This is a genomic window from Kitasatospora sp. NPDC048286 (assembly GCF_043201735.1).
Lineage (GTDB): Bacteria > Actinomycetota > Actinomycetes > Streptomycetales > Streptomycetaceae > Kitasatospora.
The window spans coordinates 414307-427967 of sequence record NZ_JBICZE010000001.1 but is presented as its reverse complement, the minus strand read 5'-3'; the positions used below and the strand labels follow the sequence as shown (position 1 = coordinate 427967).

The 13661-nt window shown below is 73.5% G+C and carries 13 protein-coding genes and 1 tRNA gene; 4 read left to right on the top strand and 10 right to left on the bottom strand.

Annotated elements, in window-relative coordinates; translation table 11 throughout:
• The first annotated feature begins 10 nt into the window (after positions 1 to 10).
• Positions 11 to 1669, top strand: coding sequence for a DoxX family membrane protein (locus ACGF13_RS02015; protein WP_392867871.1), 1659 nt, complete (start codon positions 11 to 13; stop codon positions 1667 to 1669).
• A gap of 125 nt (positions 1670 to 1794) precedes the next feature.
• On the opposite strand, the gene ACGF13_RS02010 is transcribed toward ACGF13_RS02015, so the two are convergent.
• The 3 genes from ACGF13_RS02010 to ACGF13_RS02000 all read right to left on the bottom strand — a co-directional run bounded on the left by ACGF13_RS02010 (position 1795) and on the right by ACGF13_RS02000 (position 4485).
• Positions 1795 to 2586, bottom strand: a complete 792-nt coding sequence (locus ACGF13_RS02010; protein WP_392867868.1) for an NDP-sugar synthase — start codon at positions 2584 to 2586, stop codon at positions 1795 to 1797.
• Between the two features lie 141 nt (positions 2587 to 2727).
• Positions 2728 to 3183, bottom strand: coding sequence for a hypothetical protein (locus ACGF13_RS02005; protein ID WP_392867866.1), 456 nt, complete (start codon positions 3181 to 3183; stop codon positions 2728 to 2730).
• A 210-nt stretch (positions 3184 to 3393) separates the two neighbouring features.
• A complete protein-coding gene (locus ACGF13_RS02000) occupies positions 3394 to 4485 on the bottom strand; it encodes an ABC transporter ATP-binding protein (RefSeq protein WP_392867863.1) in 1092 nt (363 codons plus the stop codon).
• A gap of 284 nt (positions 4486 to 4769) precedes the next feature.
• Here ACGF13_RS02000 and ACGF13_RS01995 point away from each other — a divergent pair.
• Positions 4770 to 4843, top strand: a tRNA-Thr gene (locus ACGF13_RS01995).
• Positions 4844 to 5121: 278 nt separating this feature from the next.
• On the opposite strand, the gene ACGF13_RS01990 is transcribed toward ACGF13_RS01995, so the two are convergent.
• From ACGF13_RS01990 to ACGF13_RS01960, 7 genes are all read right to left on the bottom strand, one after another.
• Complete coding sequence (locus tag ACGF13_RS01990; RefSeq protein WP_392867860.1) at positions 5122 to 6066, bottom strand: nuclease-related domain-containing protein; 945 nt, start codon at positions 6064 to 6066, stop codon at positions 5122 to 5124.
• Positions 6067 to 7462: 1396 nt separating this feature from the next.
• Entirely contained in the window at positions 7463 to 7666 is a 204-nt protein-coding gene (locus ACGF13_RS01985) for a hypothetical protein (protein WP_392867858.1), read from the bottom strand.
• A 340-nt stretch (positions 7667 to 8006) separates the two neighbouring features.
• Positions 8007 to 9212, bottom strand: coding sequence for a sensor histidine kinase (locus ACGF13_RS01980; protein WP_392867855.1), 1206 nt, complete (start codon positions 9210 to 9212; stop codon positions 8007 to 8009).
• Positions 9209 to 10015, bottom strand: a complete 807-nt coding sequence (locus ACGF13_RS01975; protein ID WP_392867852.1) for a response regulator — start codon at positions 10013 to 10015, stop codon at positions 9209 to 9211. The genes ACGF13_RS01980 and ACGF13_RS01975 overlap by 4 nt, the downstream gene beginning before the upstream one ends.
• Complete coding sequence (locus ACGF13_RS01970; RefSeq protein ID WP_392867850.1) at positions 10012 to 10884, bottom strand: hypothetical protein; 873 nt, start codon at positions 10882 to 10884, stop codon at positions 10012 to 10014. Before ACGF13_RS01970 ends, ACGF13_RS01975 begins: the two co-directional genes overlap by 4 nt.
• 124 nt (positions 10885 to 11008) lie before the next feature.
• Positions 11009 to 11758: a class F sortase gene (locus tag ACGF13_RS01965; RefSeq protein WP_392867847.1), complete on the bottom strand. Its 750-nt coding sequence runs from the start codon at positions 11756 to 11758 to the stop codon at positions 11009 to 11011.
• 82 nt (positions 11759 to 11840) lie between these two features.
• Positions 11841 to 12332, bottom strand: coding sequence for a sortase-dependent protein (locus tag ACGF13_RS01960; protein WP_392867845.1), 492 nt, complete (start codon positions 12330 to 12332; stop codon positions 11841 to 11843).
• Between the two features lie 563 nt (positions 12333 to 12895).
• On the opposite strand from ACGF13_RS01960, the gene ACGF13_RS01955 reads away from it, so the two are divergent.
• On the top strand, positions 12896 to 13255 hold the full coding sequence (locus ACGF13_RS01955) for a hypothetical protein (RefSeq protein ID WP_392867842.1): 360 nt from the start codon (positions 12896 to 12898) through the stop codon (positions 13253 to 13255).
• Between the two features lie 168 nt (positions 13256 to 13423).
• On the top strand, positions 13424 to 13657 hold the full coding sequence (locus ACGF13_RS01950; RefSeq protein ID WP_392867840.1) for a hypothetical protein: 234 nt from the start codon (positions 13424 to 13426) through the stop codon (positions 13655 to 13657).
• Positions 13658 to 13661 lie beyond the last annotated feature (4 nt).

Sequence of the window (13661 nt, the reverse complement as noted above, 5' to 3'; positions counted from 1 at the left end):
TTAGACGGGCGTGGACACCAGAACACCTCGGCGCCCCCTGTTCGGCGACGGCAGCACCGGGATAGACGCGGGCCCCGGCCTCAACACCGTCAAGGTGGAGTCGGACCCTTCGCGGCTCAGCAGCACCCAGGCGAGCTTCCGGCTCCGGCTCGGCGCCCCGGTGGCGCCGCTGATCGAGGCCCCGGCCGGACTGCTGTCCACCGGCGCCGCGTTCGGCGACCCGTACGCCAACCAGGGCCTGATCCGCCGTCCGCTGGTCACCCCGCAGGTCGTCGTGCCCGCCTCCGCCGTCCCGGCGCTGGCCGGGGCCGGGGCCGGCGGCGCGCCGCGCCGCAAGGGTCGGGTCACCGCCGTCACCTGGACCGGCCAGGCGCCCCCCGGGGACATGGCGGCCACCCGGCTGCTGGAGGCCGTGCGCGGCACCCCGGCCGGCGGTGTCCGCCTGGTCGAGGCGGACACCCAGGTGCTCCCCTCCCTCGCGGGCGTCCGGACCCTCCCGCGCCAGCCCCGCGAGGGCGCCGGCACCGCCACCCACGCGGGCGTCGGACCGGTCGGCGAGCCGCACGGCTGGACCCCGAGCGGCGAGCTGCCCGAGGTCTCCGCCGCCGACGCCGAGGGCAGGCAGCCCTGGTACCCGGGCCGCCGGGTCGACCTCGGCCTGGTGCTGCTGCCGCTGCGCGCCGTCCTCGGCTCGCTCTCGGTCTACGCCGGGTTCAGCAAGCTCTGCGACCCGGTGTACTTCGACGGCGGCGAACGCGGCTCGATGATGCGCTGGCTCTCCTCGCTGCACCCGTGGAAGGTCGCCGAGCCGCTGCTGGCCTTCGCCATGGCGCACCCGGTGGGCGCCGGCCTGGTGGTGTCGTTCACCCAGATCGTGGTCGGCGTGCTGACCGTCCTCGGCCTCTGGCAGCGGTTCGCCGCCGGCGCGGCGATGGCGCTCTCCGCCGCGCTGCTGTTCACCGTCAGCTGGCGGGCCGTCCCGGTCTACGACACCCCGGACCTGATCTTCCTCGCGGCGTGGAGCCCGCTGCTGATCGCCGGGGCGCCGTTCGCCTCGCTGGACGGGCGGCTCAACCTGGAGGCCTGGCGCCGGTTCGGCGCGGACACGCCCGGGGCGCTGCGCCGCCGGGTGCTGCGCCGCGGCACCGTCGTCACCACGGTCGTGGTCGGGCTGACCCTGCTGCTCGGCTCGATGCTCGGCGCCGCCGTCCGCACCGGCGCCCGGGCGCACCAGGCGCCGGACCGCCCGGCCACCGACTACGGCACGCCGGTCTGGCCGTCCGGCAGCCCGTCCGGCGCCCCCGGCGGCAAGGGCACGTCCACCACGCCCCCGCCCGCCGCGCCGCGCCCCGCCACCCCCACCCCGAGCGCGACCACCCCGCCCGGCACGCCGTCCGCCAAGCCGGCCACCCCGACGCCCAGCGGCAAGGGGCACCCGGGCAAGGCGGACGCCGGGTCGGGCGCCTCCCCGGCCGCGTCCGCCCCGGCGGGCGGCTCGGGCGGCACCGCACCCGCGTCGCGCGGCACCCCGGGCGCCGGCGGCGCGGGGTCGGGCTCCAAGGCCAGCCCGAACCCCGGCGGGCTGCTCGGCGGGGTGCTGGGCAGCGCGCCGCTGGCCGACCTGTCCGGCGGCCGGACCTCCCACCCGGGGGCGCCGACCGCGACCTGAGGGACCGGTGACGGCGATCGGCCGGGCGCTCCGTGGGGGAGCGCCCGGCCAATCGCCGTTCGCGGGCGGTGCCGCCGTCCCGCGGCCGCGTGGTGTGGCGGCCCGGGCCTACCGGAGGGTCTGGGCTAGCGGGGGGTCCGGCCGGCGCCGGAGGCGAGCTCCTTGGCCGCCTCGGTGAGGTCCTTGGCGGTGTCGATCGCCCGCCAGTACACGCCCTGCGGCAGCTGGTAGCCCGCCAGCCGCTTGCCGCGGGCGAGTTGGGGGAAGGTGGTGCGCTCGTGGTCGCCCACGTCCGGCAGCAGCTCGGCGAACTCCGGGCTGAACACGTACAGGCCGGCGTTGATCAGGAAGGGCGAGGGCGGGGCCTCGATGAAGTCCAGCACGTTGCCGAACTGGTCGGTCTCCACGGCGCCCCAGGGGATCCGCGGCCGGGCCAGCGCGAGCGTCGCGACGGCGTCCCGCTCGTGGTGGAAGGCGGCCATCTCGCGCAGGCTGAAGCGGGTCCAGATGTCGCCGTTGGTGGCGTACCAGGGCTCGTCCGGGCGGGGCAGCGCCTTGGCCGCGTACTTGAGCCCGCCGCCGCGCCCGAGCGGCTCCGCCTCGACCACCGTGCGCACCCGCAGCGGCAGGTCCGCCCTGTCCAGCCACTCCTCCAGCACGTCGGCGAGGTGCCCGCAGGAGACCACGACGTCGGTGACGCCCTCCTCGGCCAGCCAGGCCAGCTGGTGGCCCAGGATTGGCGTGCCCGTCCCGGGGATCTCGACCAGCGGCTTCGGGCGGTCGTCCGTGTAGGGGCGCAGCCGGGAGCCCTGGCCGCCGGCCAGGATGACGGCCTGGGTCACGGGCGTCGTGGTCGGCCGGGGCTGCGGGTGCGGGGCGGACGGGAGGTCGGCGGCGGGGCCGGAGTCAGCGCTCATGCCTGAACAATAAGGCGGCGGACGGGGGCGTCCGCCGCCTCGGTGGCCTCGGGTTTCGGGCCTTGGGACTTCGAGGCCTTGAGGCCTTCTATGTCCTCGGCCTGCTCGGCCTGCTCGGCCTGCTCGGCGTGCCCGGCGTCCTCAGCCGACGACGCCGGCCGCGAACGAACCGTCGCAGACCGGGCGGGCGAAGGAGCGCGCCCGCTGGACGTCGCCCTGGTACTTGCGCACCGCCGCCTTGCCCAACTCGGTGGACAGCGAGGTGCAGTAGGGCGTCAGCGAGGGCTGCTCGCGCATCGAGCGCTCCAGCAGGTCCAGCGCGGCGGAAGGGTTCTTGGCGCGCAGCTCGTCCAGCAGGGCCACCCGCAGCGACTCCTGCGGGGCGAGCCCGTCCGCGGCCTTGGCCACGGCGCCGGCCGCGTTGTTGGAGCGCCCGATCCCGGCGCCGTCGCCGCTGGACGCCGCCACGACCTGCTGGTCGAGCCCGGTCGGCGGGGCCCACGGGACCCGGGTCACGGCGAGGGTGCCGGTGGTCACCAGGACGACCGGCAGGGTCAGGGCGACGGTCTGGCCGATACGGCGCAACAGCTGCTTCACCCTCAGGAGAGTAGCGGTGGGTACAGGCCGGGTCGCCCTCCGTTACACCATCGAGTGACACGGTGTCCGGTTTCGTCCCCTTGCCGTGTTGACGCGGGGCGTACGGGCGGAGCCCGCCGGACCGCGAGGGTCCGACGGGCTCCGGGGCGTGCCGTGACGTGCCGTGACACGTCGTGAAACTTGGTGGCGTTCGGTGACGCGCAGTCCGCGTCAGTTGCTCAGACGCAGGCCGGAGCTGGTGGAGAAGACGTGGGTCTCGTTGGCGATCGGCACGACGTGGATGGTCTCGCCGCGGGCCGGGATCTGGCGGCCGGGGACGCGGACGACCAGGTCGTGGTCCTCGCCGCCGATCTGGGTGGTGCCGTAGACGAAGCCGTCCGAGCCGAGCTCCTCGACCACGTTGACCGTCACCGCGACGCCCTCGATGCCGCCTGCCGGGACGATCTCGAAGTGCTCGGGGCGGATGCCGACGGTCACCGTCTTGTCGGCGCCGGCGCCGGCCAGGTTCTCGCGGGAGATGTTGACGACCGAGCCGCCGAACTTCACGCCGCCGTCCACCAGCGGCACCTTGACCAGGTTCATGGCCGGCGAGCCGATGAAGCCGGCCACGAAGAGGTTGGCGGGCTTGTCGTACATGTTGCGCGGGGTGTCGACCTGCTGGAGCAGGCCGTCCTTGAGCACCGCGACCCGGTCGCCCATGGTGAGCGCCTCGGTCTGGTCGTGGGTGACGTACACCGTGGTGATGCCCAGGCGGCGCTGCAGGCCGGCGATCTGGGTGCGGGTCGAGACGCGGAGCTTGGCGTCCAGGTTCGACAGCGGCTCGTCCATCAGGAAGACCTGCGGCTGGCGGACGATCGCACGGCCCATCGCGACGCGCTGGCGCTGACCGCCGGAGAGCGCCTTCGGCTTGCGGTCCAGCAGCGTGGTGAGGTCGAGGATCTTCGCGGCCTCCTCGACCTTGGTACGGATCTCCGCCTTGTTCACGCCGGCGATCTTGAGCGCGAAGCCCATGTTGTCGGCGACGGTCATGTGCGGGTAGAGCGCGTAGTTCTGGAACACCATGGCGATGTCCCGGTCCTTCGGCGGCAGGTGGGTGACGTCCCGGTCGCCGATCCGGATCGCACCGGCGTTGACGTCCTCCAGACCGGCCAGCATGCGCAGGCTGGTCGACTTGCCGCAGCCCGAGGGGCCGACGAGCACGAGGAACTCGCCGTCCGCGATCTCCAGGTCCAGTGCGTCCACCGAGGGCTTGTCCGCCCCGGGGTAGACGCGGGTCGCCTTGTCGTACGTGACAGAAGCCATGGTCGTTGCTCTCCTTCACCGGCAGGAACGTGCCGGACGATCCGAGTAAAGGGGGTGGGTTCGTGCTCCGCCGGCCCACCAGTGGTCTGAACCACTACACGAGCCGACTCCCGGCGACGCTACCTGCGCTTCCGCCGCTTGTCAGCCCCCACCCGACCCGATTTCGGCATCGGTTCCATCACGTCCACCCATCCCACCAACCCCTGGATATCCCCCCATCCCGTCCCCCGCGCCCGGTAGACTGCCCCCCGGTGCCGCCGTGATCCCTCGCGGACGGCCACCGTGCCTCCTTAGCTCAGCTGGCCAGAGCACCGCTCTTGTAAAGCGGGGGTCGTCGGTTCGAACCCGACAGGGGGCTCACAGCACGAAGGGCCAGTTCGCCGGGGTGATCCCGGTCGAGCTGGCCCTTCGCCGTTGCTGGGGTCCTACTCCGGCTGCGCCACGGGCGTGCCAGAAGCCGCCGGCGGGTCGTCCCTCCCGAGTGTCCGGAAGTTGCTCCGGCGCAGTCGACCGCTGTGGGGGCCGACGAACTCGCGTGGCTTACCCCGGAGGAGATCGTCCTACAGTGCGAGAAGGCCCCGCACGTCCGGACGCACGACAGGCGGATGCTCCTCGACATGCCGCGGGCGAGCTGAGTCAGCGGGCCTTCCTGCCGCGCTTGCCCATCTGGCTCCAGACGTGGCGGTGGCGGGCGATGGTGAAGATCCGATCCACCCGGTTCGGCGACAGCACGGCCGGCCGGGCGGGCAGGACGGAGGCAATCTGCTCGCCATCTACGACCGTCACCCCGGGGTCCGCGCCGAGCGTGATCTTCTGGGCGCCCACGATGGCGATGACGGGGTGCACGGGGACGTCGAAGCCGCACCACTCGGTCAGCAGCCTGGCGGTGCGGCTGGCTTCGAACTCGGAGTTCTCCAGGTACGGGAATCCGTTGCGATTGACCTTCACGACCTTGTCGCCGACCCACACGGTGGCGCCCTGGTGGTGCTTCGAGTTGACCGTGAAGACGCCTGGCGGGCCGATCACCACGTGGTCGATGTCGGAGCCGGAGGGCAGCGGCACCCCATGAAGGACCCTCCAGCCAGCAGCCTTCAGCGGTTCCAGACGGGCCCCCACGATCTGCTCGCCCTCCAGGCCGCGCAGCGTGCTCGAATCGCCGAGGCGTTGGCGGGATACCTTGGCCGCGAGGCGGACGAGTAGCCCGTACCTCTCCTCTCCCTCGCGCACCAGGCTCTCCAGCCCCGCACCGGGAAGGTTCCGCGAGAGGTCGTCCTCTTCCCGCATCGGAGGCAGGAACGGAACCTCGGCGCGAGGCGGCGGTACCTGAACTGAGACCTTCTTTGCCGGCGGGCGCTTCTCTTCACGGCGTCGGACGGTGCGCGACGGTACATGGCTGCCGAAGGATCGGCACCACTCCTCGACCTTGTCCAGCGCAGAAGCCTCGAAGTCAGGGCTGTCGATCGTGACGACACCGGTCTTGCAGTCCAGCCAGGCCACTGAATCGCCGCGGGCGCCAGCCTTGTTGACGTAGAGCCGTTCCTTGCCCGGAACCCGCCACAGCTTGACCACAAGCTCCGTCACGTCTCCCCCTCCCGCATGGCTTCCCCGGCCGAGAAGAGCATGCCCACGCACCGATCGGCGGGAACGCGAGGTCTCAGCCAGCTGGCCCAGCCCGTCCAGCAGCAGGGCGACGCAGGCGACGCGATGCAGGGGTCTCTACGGGTTCCAGAACGTGGGCGCCAGCGCCGCGCAGACCCAAGCGGGCGGGTATGTGGGATGGGGATTGGTAGCAGGGGAGTTGGGGTGATGGGGTGGGGCGGGAAGGTAACTGTTACAAGTTTCGCTACTGGTTCAAGGCTCGCTGCGCTCGCGGCGCTGGCCCGCCGCTCGCCTCCGCTCCTGTCTGCGCCCCGCGACGGCGGCGGCCGGCCGCGCCAAGGCGGACGGACGACGTAAGGACAAACCCGCCGGGGCCGTGGGCGGGCGCCGGCGCGATCTTTACCCACCTCCCTGGCCCGGGACCCGAGTCGAGCAAGAACGGGGGGCCACTCGGCCAAATTGCGGTCAGGCCCAAAGAGCCCTGACCGAGTCGCAGCAGCTTACGGCCCCCCGATCATGCTCGACCCCAGACCAGAAAGGACACCGGCCAAAGATCGCGCCAACGCCCGCGCGATCAAGTGCGGCACGATGAATTCAGGCCAACATTCGCGATTACGGATTGTTTATACGTCATGATGACGTAGCCATTTCGAAATGCTTCCTGACCAGCCACCCTGCGAGATGATCTAGTCGCTCGATGTGCGACTTTCTATAACAGGCGTGGTAGAGACGCTAACTGTCGACATGACGTGACGAGGGCCAGCGTCTGAGAGCATCCGAGAACCAGTGTCTAGCTGTGGGATGCCATACGCCCGGGCATGAGCCGCTGTTACCGTCAGCTACACCATTGGAGATGCCCGCCAGGGGCGCTGAGGCGGGAACCGAGTGCGCTACTGGCGGGCAGGACGTACCTCTTTGAGGAGGCACTGCAGTGAGTCTCGCTCCTACCCGGGCCCCTGTGTCAACCAGGGTCCCCCAGATCTGGCCAGTGGCTGTAGTGATCATTGTGATCGCGCTCCGTGCACCGGCCGAGATCCTGCCTGCCGCACTCTCGGCGGCAGCCGGCATCGTTGCTCTGCTGCTTGGTGACGGATGGCGCCCGGCGGCAGACCAGAACGCTGGTGTGCAGCAGTCCACTGCTATCGGTGAAGTGCCTCAGCACTAGCCAAGATGGTCAATGGCGGAAGGCGTCCCCGGACTGTGCATGTGGTCTTGGGCCGCGTGTGGGCCGTGCGAGGTCTGCCAGGGTCGACCAACGTTGACAACCGGTGACGGCAAACGGGCTGGTCATCGGGGTGGGCGAGTGCCCGTCCGCTGACCAGCCCGTTGGTTGATCAGAACTTGTTCATGAGAATCGGCGATGGGGCGACGGACCAGATCACCGGTTCTCGTGGTAATTGATCAAGGCGACCGCCGTAGCCGCTCGCTCCCGGGGCGTACCTGCGTCCACCTGAGCTTGGATCGCAGCGTCGCGCGCCTCATCAGCCTCCGCTTTGAGGAACAGCAGGAGATCATCCAGCGTACGGCCGGGGTTGGCAGCGACCCAGTCTTCCACCGTGTCGTGCCGGAAGACCTTGGCCATTGTGGTCAGGTGGGCCGTGTGTCTGTCGAAGGCGCTTGAGTGGGACATGAGCCGAGCCTGCCACGGCTCGATCGACGGTGAGGCTGCTTCGAGGCTGAGCGTGACCGATGGCCGTGCCACAGGCGTGCCAGATTGGGCGGTACGTGGCGGTCAGTCGCGGGCGCCGGCGGTGCGGTGGTCGGGGAAGAGGCAGGCCAGGCGCGGCACAGGTCAGGGCGGGTGGCGCACGCCAAGCCTTGTAAAGCGGGGGTCGTCGGTTCGAACCCGACAGGGGGCTCTGCGGCAGGTGGGAAGGGCCGGTCCGACGGGTGTCGGGCCGGCCCTTTTGTCGTGGGTGGGGTCAGTCCGGGGGGAGGGTGAGGGTGGCCAGCGCGCCGCCGTCGGGGTGGTTGGCGAAGGTCAGGGTGGCGCCGATGACGCGGGCGTGGCCGGTGGCGATGGTGAGGCCGAGGCCGTGGCCGCGGCCGCGTTCGGGGGCGTTGGTGCGGAAGCGTTGCGGGCCGTGGCGCAGGAGGTCCTCGGGGTAGCCGGGGCCGTGGTCGCGGACGGTGATCCGCAGGCCGTCGACGTTCAGGTGGACGGGCCCGGCGCCGTGGCGGTGGGCGTTGAGGATCAGGTTCCCGAGGATGCGGTCCAGTCGGCGCAGGTCGGTGCGGACCTGCCGGTCGGCGGTGATCTCGACGGCGACGTCCAGGCCGGTGAGGGAGACGGTGCGGCGCGCCGCGCGTTCCAGCGGGACGGCGGAGAGGTCGGGGGACTCGGCGTCCGCGTCCAGGCGGGAGACCTCCAGCAGGTCCTCGACCAGGCCGCGCAGCGCCTGGACCCGGTTCTGCACGAGCTGGGTGGGGCGCCCGGGCGGCAGCAGTTCGGCGGCGGTGACCAGTCCGGTGAGCGGGGTGCGCAGTTCGTGGGCGACGTCCGCGGTGAAGCGCTGCTCGTCCTCCAGCCGACGGTGCAGGGTGCGGGACATCAGGTCGACGGCGGCGGCGAGGTCGGCCACCTCGTCCTTGCCGTCGACGAGTTCGCCGATCCGGGTGTCCGTGCCGCCGGCGGCGATGCCCCGGGCGGCGGTGGCGGCGGTGCGCAGTCGGCGGCTGATCCGGTCGGCGACGAGTACGCCGGCCAGCACGGTGGTGAAGACCGCGGCGACGACGGTGAGCAGGATGATCCGGTCCAGGTCGGCGATGGCCTGCCGGTCCTGGGCGAAGTCGACCCGGACGGACAGCACCCCGTTCTGCACCGGGCCGGCCGCCCACATCGACTCGCCGGTGCCGTCGGTGGCGAGCAGCGAGCCGTGCCGGCCGCTGGCGGCGAGGGCGCGCAGCCGCTCGGGCAGGGCCGGGTCGTTCACGGCGCCGCCGCGGGCGGTCGGCTCGCTGTCGCGGACGTAGGCGTCCAGCGCGGAGTCGAGGGCGGTGAGTGCGGAGGTGCGGGCCTGGTCGACGTGCTGACTGATCATCGCCTGGTGGACCAGCAGGCCGACGGCCACCGCGACCAGGACGGCGATGGCGGCGACGGCGGTGGCGATCTGGCGGCGCAGGGTCATGCCGGGCGCCGCAGCTTGTAGCCGAAGCCGCGGACGGTCTCGATCCGGCCGGAGCCGATCTTGGCGCGCAGCCGCTGCACGTGGACGTCCACGACCCGGGTGTCGGCGCCCCACTCGTAGTCCCAGACGCGTTCGAGCAGGGTGGAGCGCTCCAGCACGATTCCGGGCGCGGCGGTGAACTCCAGCAGCAGCCGCAGTTCGGTGGGGGTGAGCGGGACGAGGCGGCCGTCCACCCGGACCTCCATGCTGTCGGTGTCCACCTGGAGGCCGTCGAATCTGCGGAGGGACGGGGAAGGGGCGGACTCCGGCGCCTGCGGCGGCTGCGGCGTCCCGGGGGTGTCCGAGGGCGCGACGGGGGCATCGGCGACGGGGGCGTCGGGCAGGGCGTCGGCCGGGGACTCGGCCGCCGGGACGACCCGGACGCGGCGCAGCACGGTACGGATCCGGGCGACCAGGACGGCGCTCTCGAAGGGCTTGACCACGTAGTCGTCGGCCCCGGCCTCCAGCCCGGAGACCACGTCCACCGGGTCGGTCCGGGCGGACATCATCAGGATCGGCAGCTGGCTCTCCTCCCGGATCCGGCGGCAGAGCCCGACCCCGTCGAGCAGCGGCAGCATGACGTCCAGCAGGAGCAGGTCGGGCCGGACGGCGTGGAAGGCCTCCAGCCCCTCCAGGCCGTCGGCGGCCGTGGTGACCGGGAAGCCGTAGCGCTCCAGGGCCATCCGGGTGGCCTCGCGGATCACCTCGTCGTCCTCGACCAGGAGGATGTGCGGAGGGGCGGGGGCGGTGGCGGCGGGGGTCATCGCTTCGTTTCCGGGATCACGGCGGGGGCGGAGGGCACGGACGGGACGGAGGGTGCGGAGGGCACCGCGGTCGGCCGGACGGTGCGCGGGGACGGGACGGCGGCCTCGGGGGCGGCCTGCTTCGGCACGAGCGAGCCGGGGCGCATCGGCGCCGGGCCGGCTTCGGGCGCGGCGGTGGCCGTGCGGCCGCTGTCCGGGCTGGTCGGCGGGAGCAGGCCGAGGCCCTCGTCCGTGCGTTCCTTCAGGACGAGCCTGGTCCCGTCCCACTCGTAGTGGCTGCGGGTCACGACGTAGGCGGCGGTCGGCTCGAACAGCCACAGCTCGGTGCCGATGGTCGTGGCGTTGAACGCCGGCTGGACCTGCACCTGGAGGACGGGCAGCAGGTGGTCCTCGACGAGGGTGTACACGTGCAGCACGACCTGCCCGGGGGTGGTGACGGCGGTGATGAGCTCGGGCTGCCCGTCCCCGGTGAGGTCGCGGAACTCGGGGGTGCGGATGTCGCAGCCGGTGCACGAGCCGAGCGCCAGCCGTTCTTCCTGGCCCAGCTTCGGGTCCTTGGCGAGGACGGTGCGGACGTCGACCGCGGTGATGTCGTGGCCGGGGACGGTCAGATCCGGTAAGGGCTGCGGGGCTTCCTGGGTGACGCCGGCCGCGGGCGTGGGTACCGGGGTGGCCGTGGGCAGCTGCGGCCAGAGCGGCTGGGACACCGCCGGCGGTGTGACGGTCCGGGCCGGGCCCTGGTCGCGCAGGTCGCCGGGGGTGGCCCGGCCGAAGGCCAGGGCGGCGAGGGCGAGGACGACGACCAGGCCGGCCAGGGTGGCCACTGGGACGGCGCCGGGTCGGCGGCGGGGTACTGGGGTTGCTGCCACGGTCGGTGTTCGTCCTCCTGCTCTGCGGCTTCGCTCCGGTCGTCGCTTCCGTTACCGTCCCGCGCTGGTAGGTCGCGCGGACGGCGGCGGGCGGTTCCGTCTCCCACCTCAGCACATGCCGCCGTCAGGCCAGGTCCGCCAGCACGATGATGTTGTCCGTCCAGTGGCCGTCCGAGCCGATCTGCCCGCCGCAGGTGATCAGCCGCAGCGCGGGCGCCGGCGTGTCGCCGTACACCTGCTCGGTGGGGAAGTGGTCCTTGGGGGCCTGGAGCAGCGTGCGGACCTTGAAGTCCACGGTGCCGCCGTCCGCGCGACGGATCCGGATCAGCTCGCCGGGCCGCAGCTTCGGCAACTGCTTGAAGACGGCCGGGCCGTGCACGGTGTCGAGGTGCCCGATGAGCACGGCGGGGCCGGTCTCGCCGGGGGTGGGGCCGTTGCGATACCAGCCGACTTCCTGGCCCCGGTCGGCCGGCGGCACCTCGACCGTGCCGTCCGCGTTCAGGCCGAGCTCGGCCACCGGCGCGTCGACCCCGACGGAGGGGACCAGCAGGCGGGTCGGCGGCGAGGGCGGGTACGGCTTCGGGGCGGTGGCCGCGGCGCCGGTCGTGGCCGGGGCAGCCGAGGTGGTCGCCGGGGCGTCGGTGCCGGTGACGGTGCCGTGCCCGGAGGTCTCGACCCGCACCACCGGGGTCTCCCGGCCGGACAGCGCGAGCGAGGTGCCGAGCACCAGGCAGAGCAGGCCCGCGGTGCCGAAGGCGGTGCGGCGCAGGGGGCCCGGGCCGGGGCGGGGGGCGCGTCGGCGTCCCCGCCGGTTGTCCCGGCGATTGTCCCGCTGGTGCTCCTTGGAGCGTCGGTGGCTGGCGGTCCCCGCCACCGGGGCGACCCCGGCGCCGCTTCCCCGACTGGCCGGGTACGGGGAAGCGGCGCCGGGGTGCCCGGCGGACTCGGGACCGGTGTCAGCCGCGCGCACCGGAGCGGCGGCGCAGGACGGCGAAGCCCAGGGCCGCGGCGCCGACGGCCGCGACGGCACCGCCACCGGCGAGCATCAGACCGGAACCGTCGGCGGCGGCGGATCCGTCACCGGCCTGCGCGGCGCCCTTGGGCACCTTGCGGACCTGCGGCTGGGCGCCACCGGGGGCGGCCGGGGCCGGGGTGGCGGTGCCCTTCGGCGCGGACACGGCCGGCGCGCCCTCGGCCCGGGTGGCCGAAGGTGCGGGCACGGCGGTCTTCGGCGCCGGGACGCCGTCCGTGCCGCCGCCCGGGGCGATGCTGGGGGCGGCGCTGGGGACGACGCTGGGGATGGCGCCGGGGGCGGTCGCGACCGGCGTCGGCACGCCGTCGGCCCAGGCCTGCCCGCCGGTGACGGTGGCGAGCAGCGCGGCGCCGGTCAGGGCGCAGGCGGCCAGGACGCGGCGGGCGGGGGAGTGGTGGGTACGGCTCCTGCTCATGCGGGGTGTCTCCATCGTCTGCATCGGTCGGTACGTGGTGGCCCGCCGGTCCGCGGTGCGGTCCGCGGGACTCGGCGTGCTGGTGTCGCGGGGACGTACGTCGTCGGCGCCGGACGCGTGCGTCCTCGTCGCGGACGCCTTCGGCCGCTTCGCCCGGTTCTGCGGGTTCGGCCGGTGGCGTCGGGGACGACGGTAGGAGGGCCGTGTCGCGGTCCTCGGCCGGTCGTGTCACGGCCGCCCATCGGCTGCGTAACGGCGTGACGTCGGTTGTGGCGTCCTTCGCCCTGAGGCCGCCGCCGTCCGGCCGGCGATGCTCCGCCGCCGGCGGGAGCTGCCTTCGAAGTCCCGCCGGTGCCAAGGGTGTTGGCGCCGCGTCCGCCGCTCGCACGTCGCGCCTGCCGCTGCGCCCGCCTCCCGCGACCGCTGCGCCCGCGACCGCTGCGCCCGCCGCCTGCGCCCGCCGCCCGCGCGCGGCGCCTGGGGTCTGGTGATGGGCGGGTACGGTGCCGGGCGGCCTGCTGATGCCCGGCCGGGCGCCCGCCCGGCCGCTCGCGGTGGCGTCCGTGGCGGCACCGGCGTGGGCCCTGCCCTCCGGAACGCTCGCGGCGGGGGCGGGGCTGCTCTGGGTGGCCGTCGGCGCGCCGGTGGCCGGGCTCGGCTCGGCGGTCTGCGGGACGCTCTACGACACCACCACGCAGAAGCGGGTGCCGGTGGAGCTGCTCGGCCGGACGACGGCCTTCGGCGTGCCGGGTTCCTTCGCCCTCGGCCCGCTCGGGCCGGCGGCGGCCGGTCCGCTGGCGGACCGGTTCGGCGCGGGCGCCGTGCTGCTGCTCGGGGTGGTCTGGCAACTGGCGGCCGGGGTCGTAGTGTTGACCGTGCCGACGGTACGGAACCGCCGCTGGGAGGAGGGCCCGGACAGCTGACCAACCCCTCGGACGGCTTCGGGGCGCACCCCCGGCCCACCGCGCACCGCGCCCGGCCGGCCCCGGAGCGCGAACGGCTGCCCCTCCCGCGCACGTGCGCCTCCGTGGCGGGCGGGGCGGCCGACCCGGACGTACGGTGGAGGTCGGGGGTGACGGAGGAGGTCGATCATGCCCGGTTCGCTCACCATCAGCCATCACGGGTCCGCGGTCACCCTGGACCACGTGGACGCGCAGCGGCTCGCCACCGTGCTGGCCGACCTGGCGTACCTGCTGGAGATCCCGGGGCCCGACCGGATCACCGACGAACAGCTCGCCGTGCTGTGCGAGGGGCGCACCCCGGACCGTGCCGAGCTGGTGCACTGGTGCGCGTCGAACGCCCGCGGCCTGAAGGGGCAGCTCTGACGGA

Coding starts and splice junctions, on each gene's coding strand:
- ACGF13_RS01985 (WP_392867858.1), bottom strand. CDS start 7,666: ATGGCCAAGGTCTTCCGGCACGACACGGTGGAAGACTGGGTCGCTGCC.
- ACGF13_RS01980 (WP_392867855.1), bottom strand. CDS start 9,212: ATGACCCTGCGCCGCCAGATCGCCACCGCCGTCGCCGCCATCGCCGTC.
- ACGF13_RS01960 (WP_392867845.1), bottom strand. CDS start 12,332: ATGAGCAGGAGCCGTACCCACCACTCCCCCGCCCGCCGCGTCCTGGCC.
- ACGF13_RS01975 (WP_392867852.1), bottom strand. CDS start 10,015: ATGACCCCCGCCGCCACCGCCCCCGCCCCTCCGCACATCCTCCTGGTC.
- ACGF13_RS02000 (WP_392867863.1), bottom strand. CDS start 4,485: ATGGCTTCTGTCACGTACGACAAGGCGACCCGCGTCTACCCCGGGGCG.
- ACGF13_RS02010 (WP_392867868.1), bottom strand. CDS start 2,586: ATGAGCGCTGACTCCGGCCCCGCCGCCGACCTCCCGTCCGCCCCGCAC.
- ACGF13_RS01950 (WP_392867840.1), top strand. CDS start 13,424: ATGCCCGGTTCGCTCACCATCAGCCATCACGGGTCCGCGGTCACCCTG.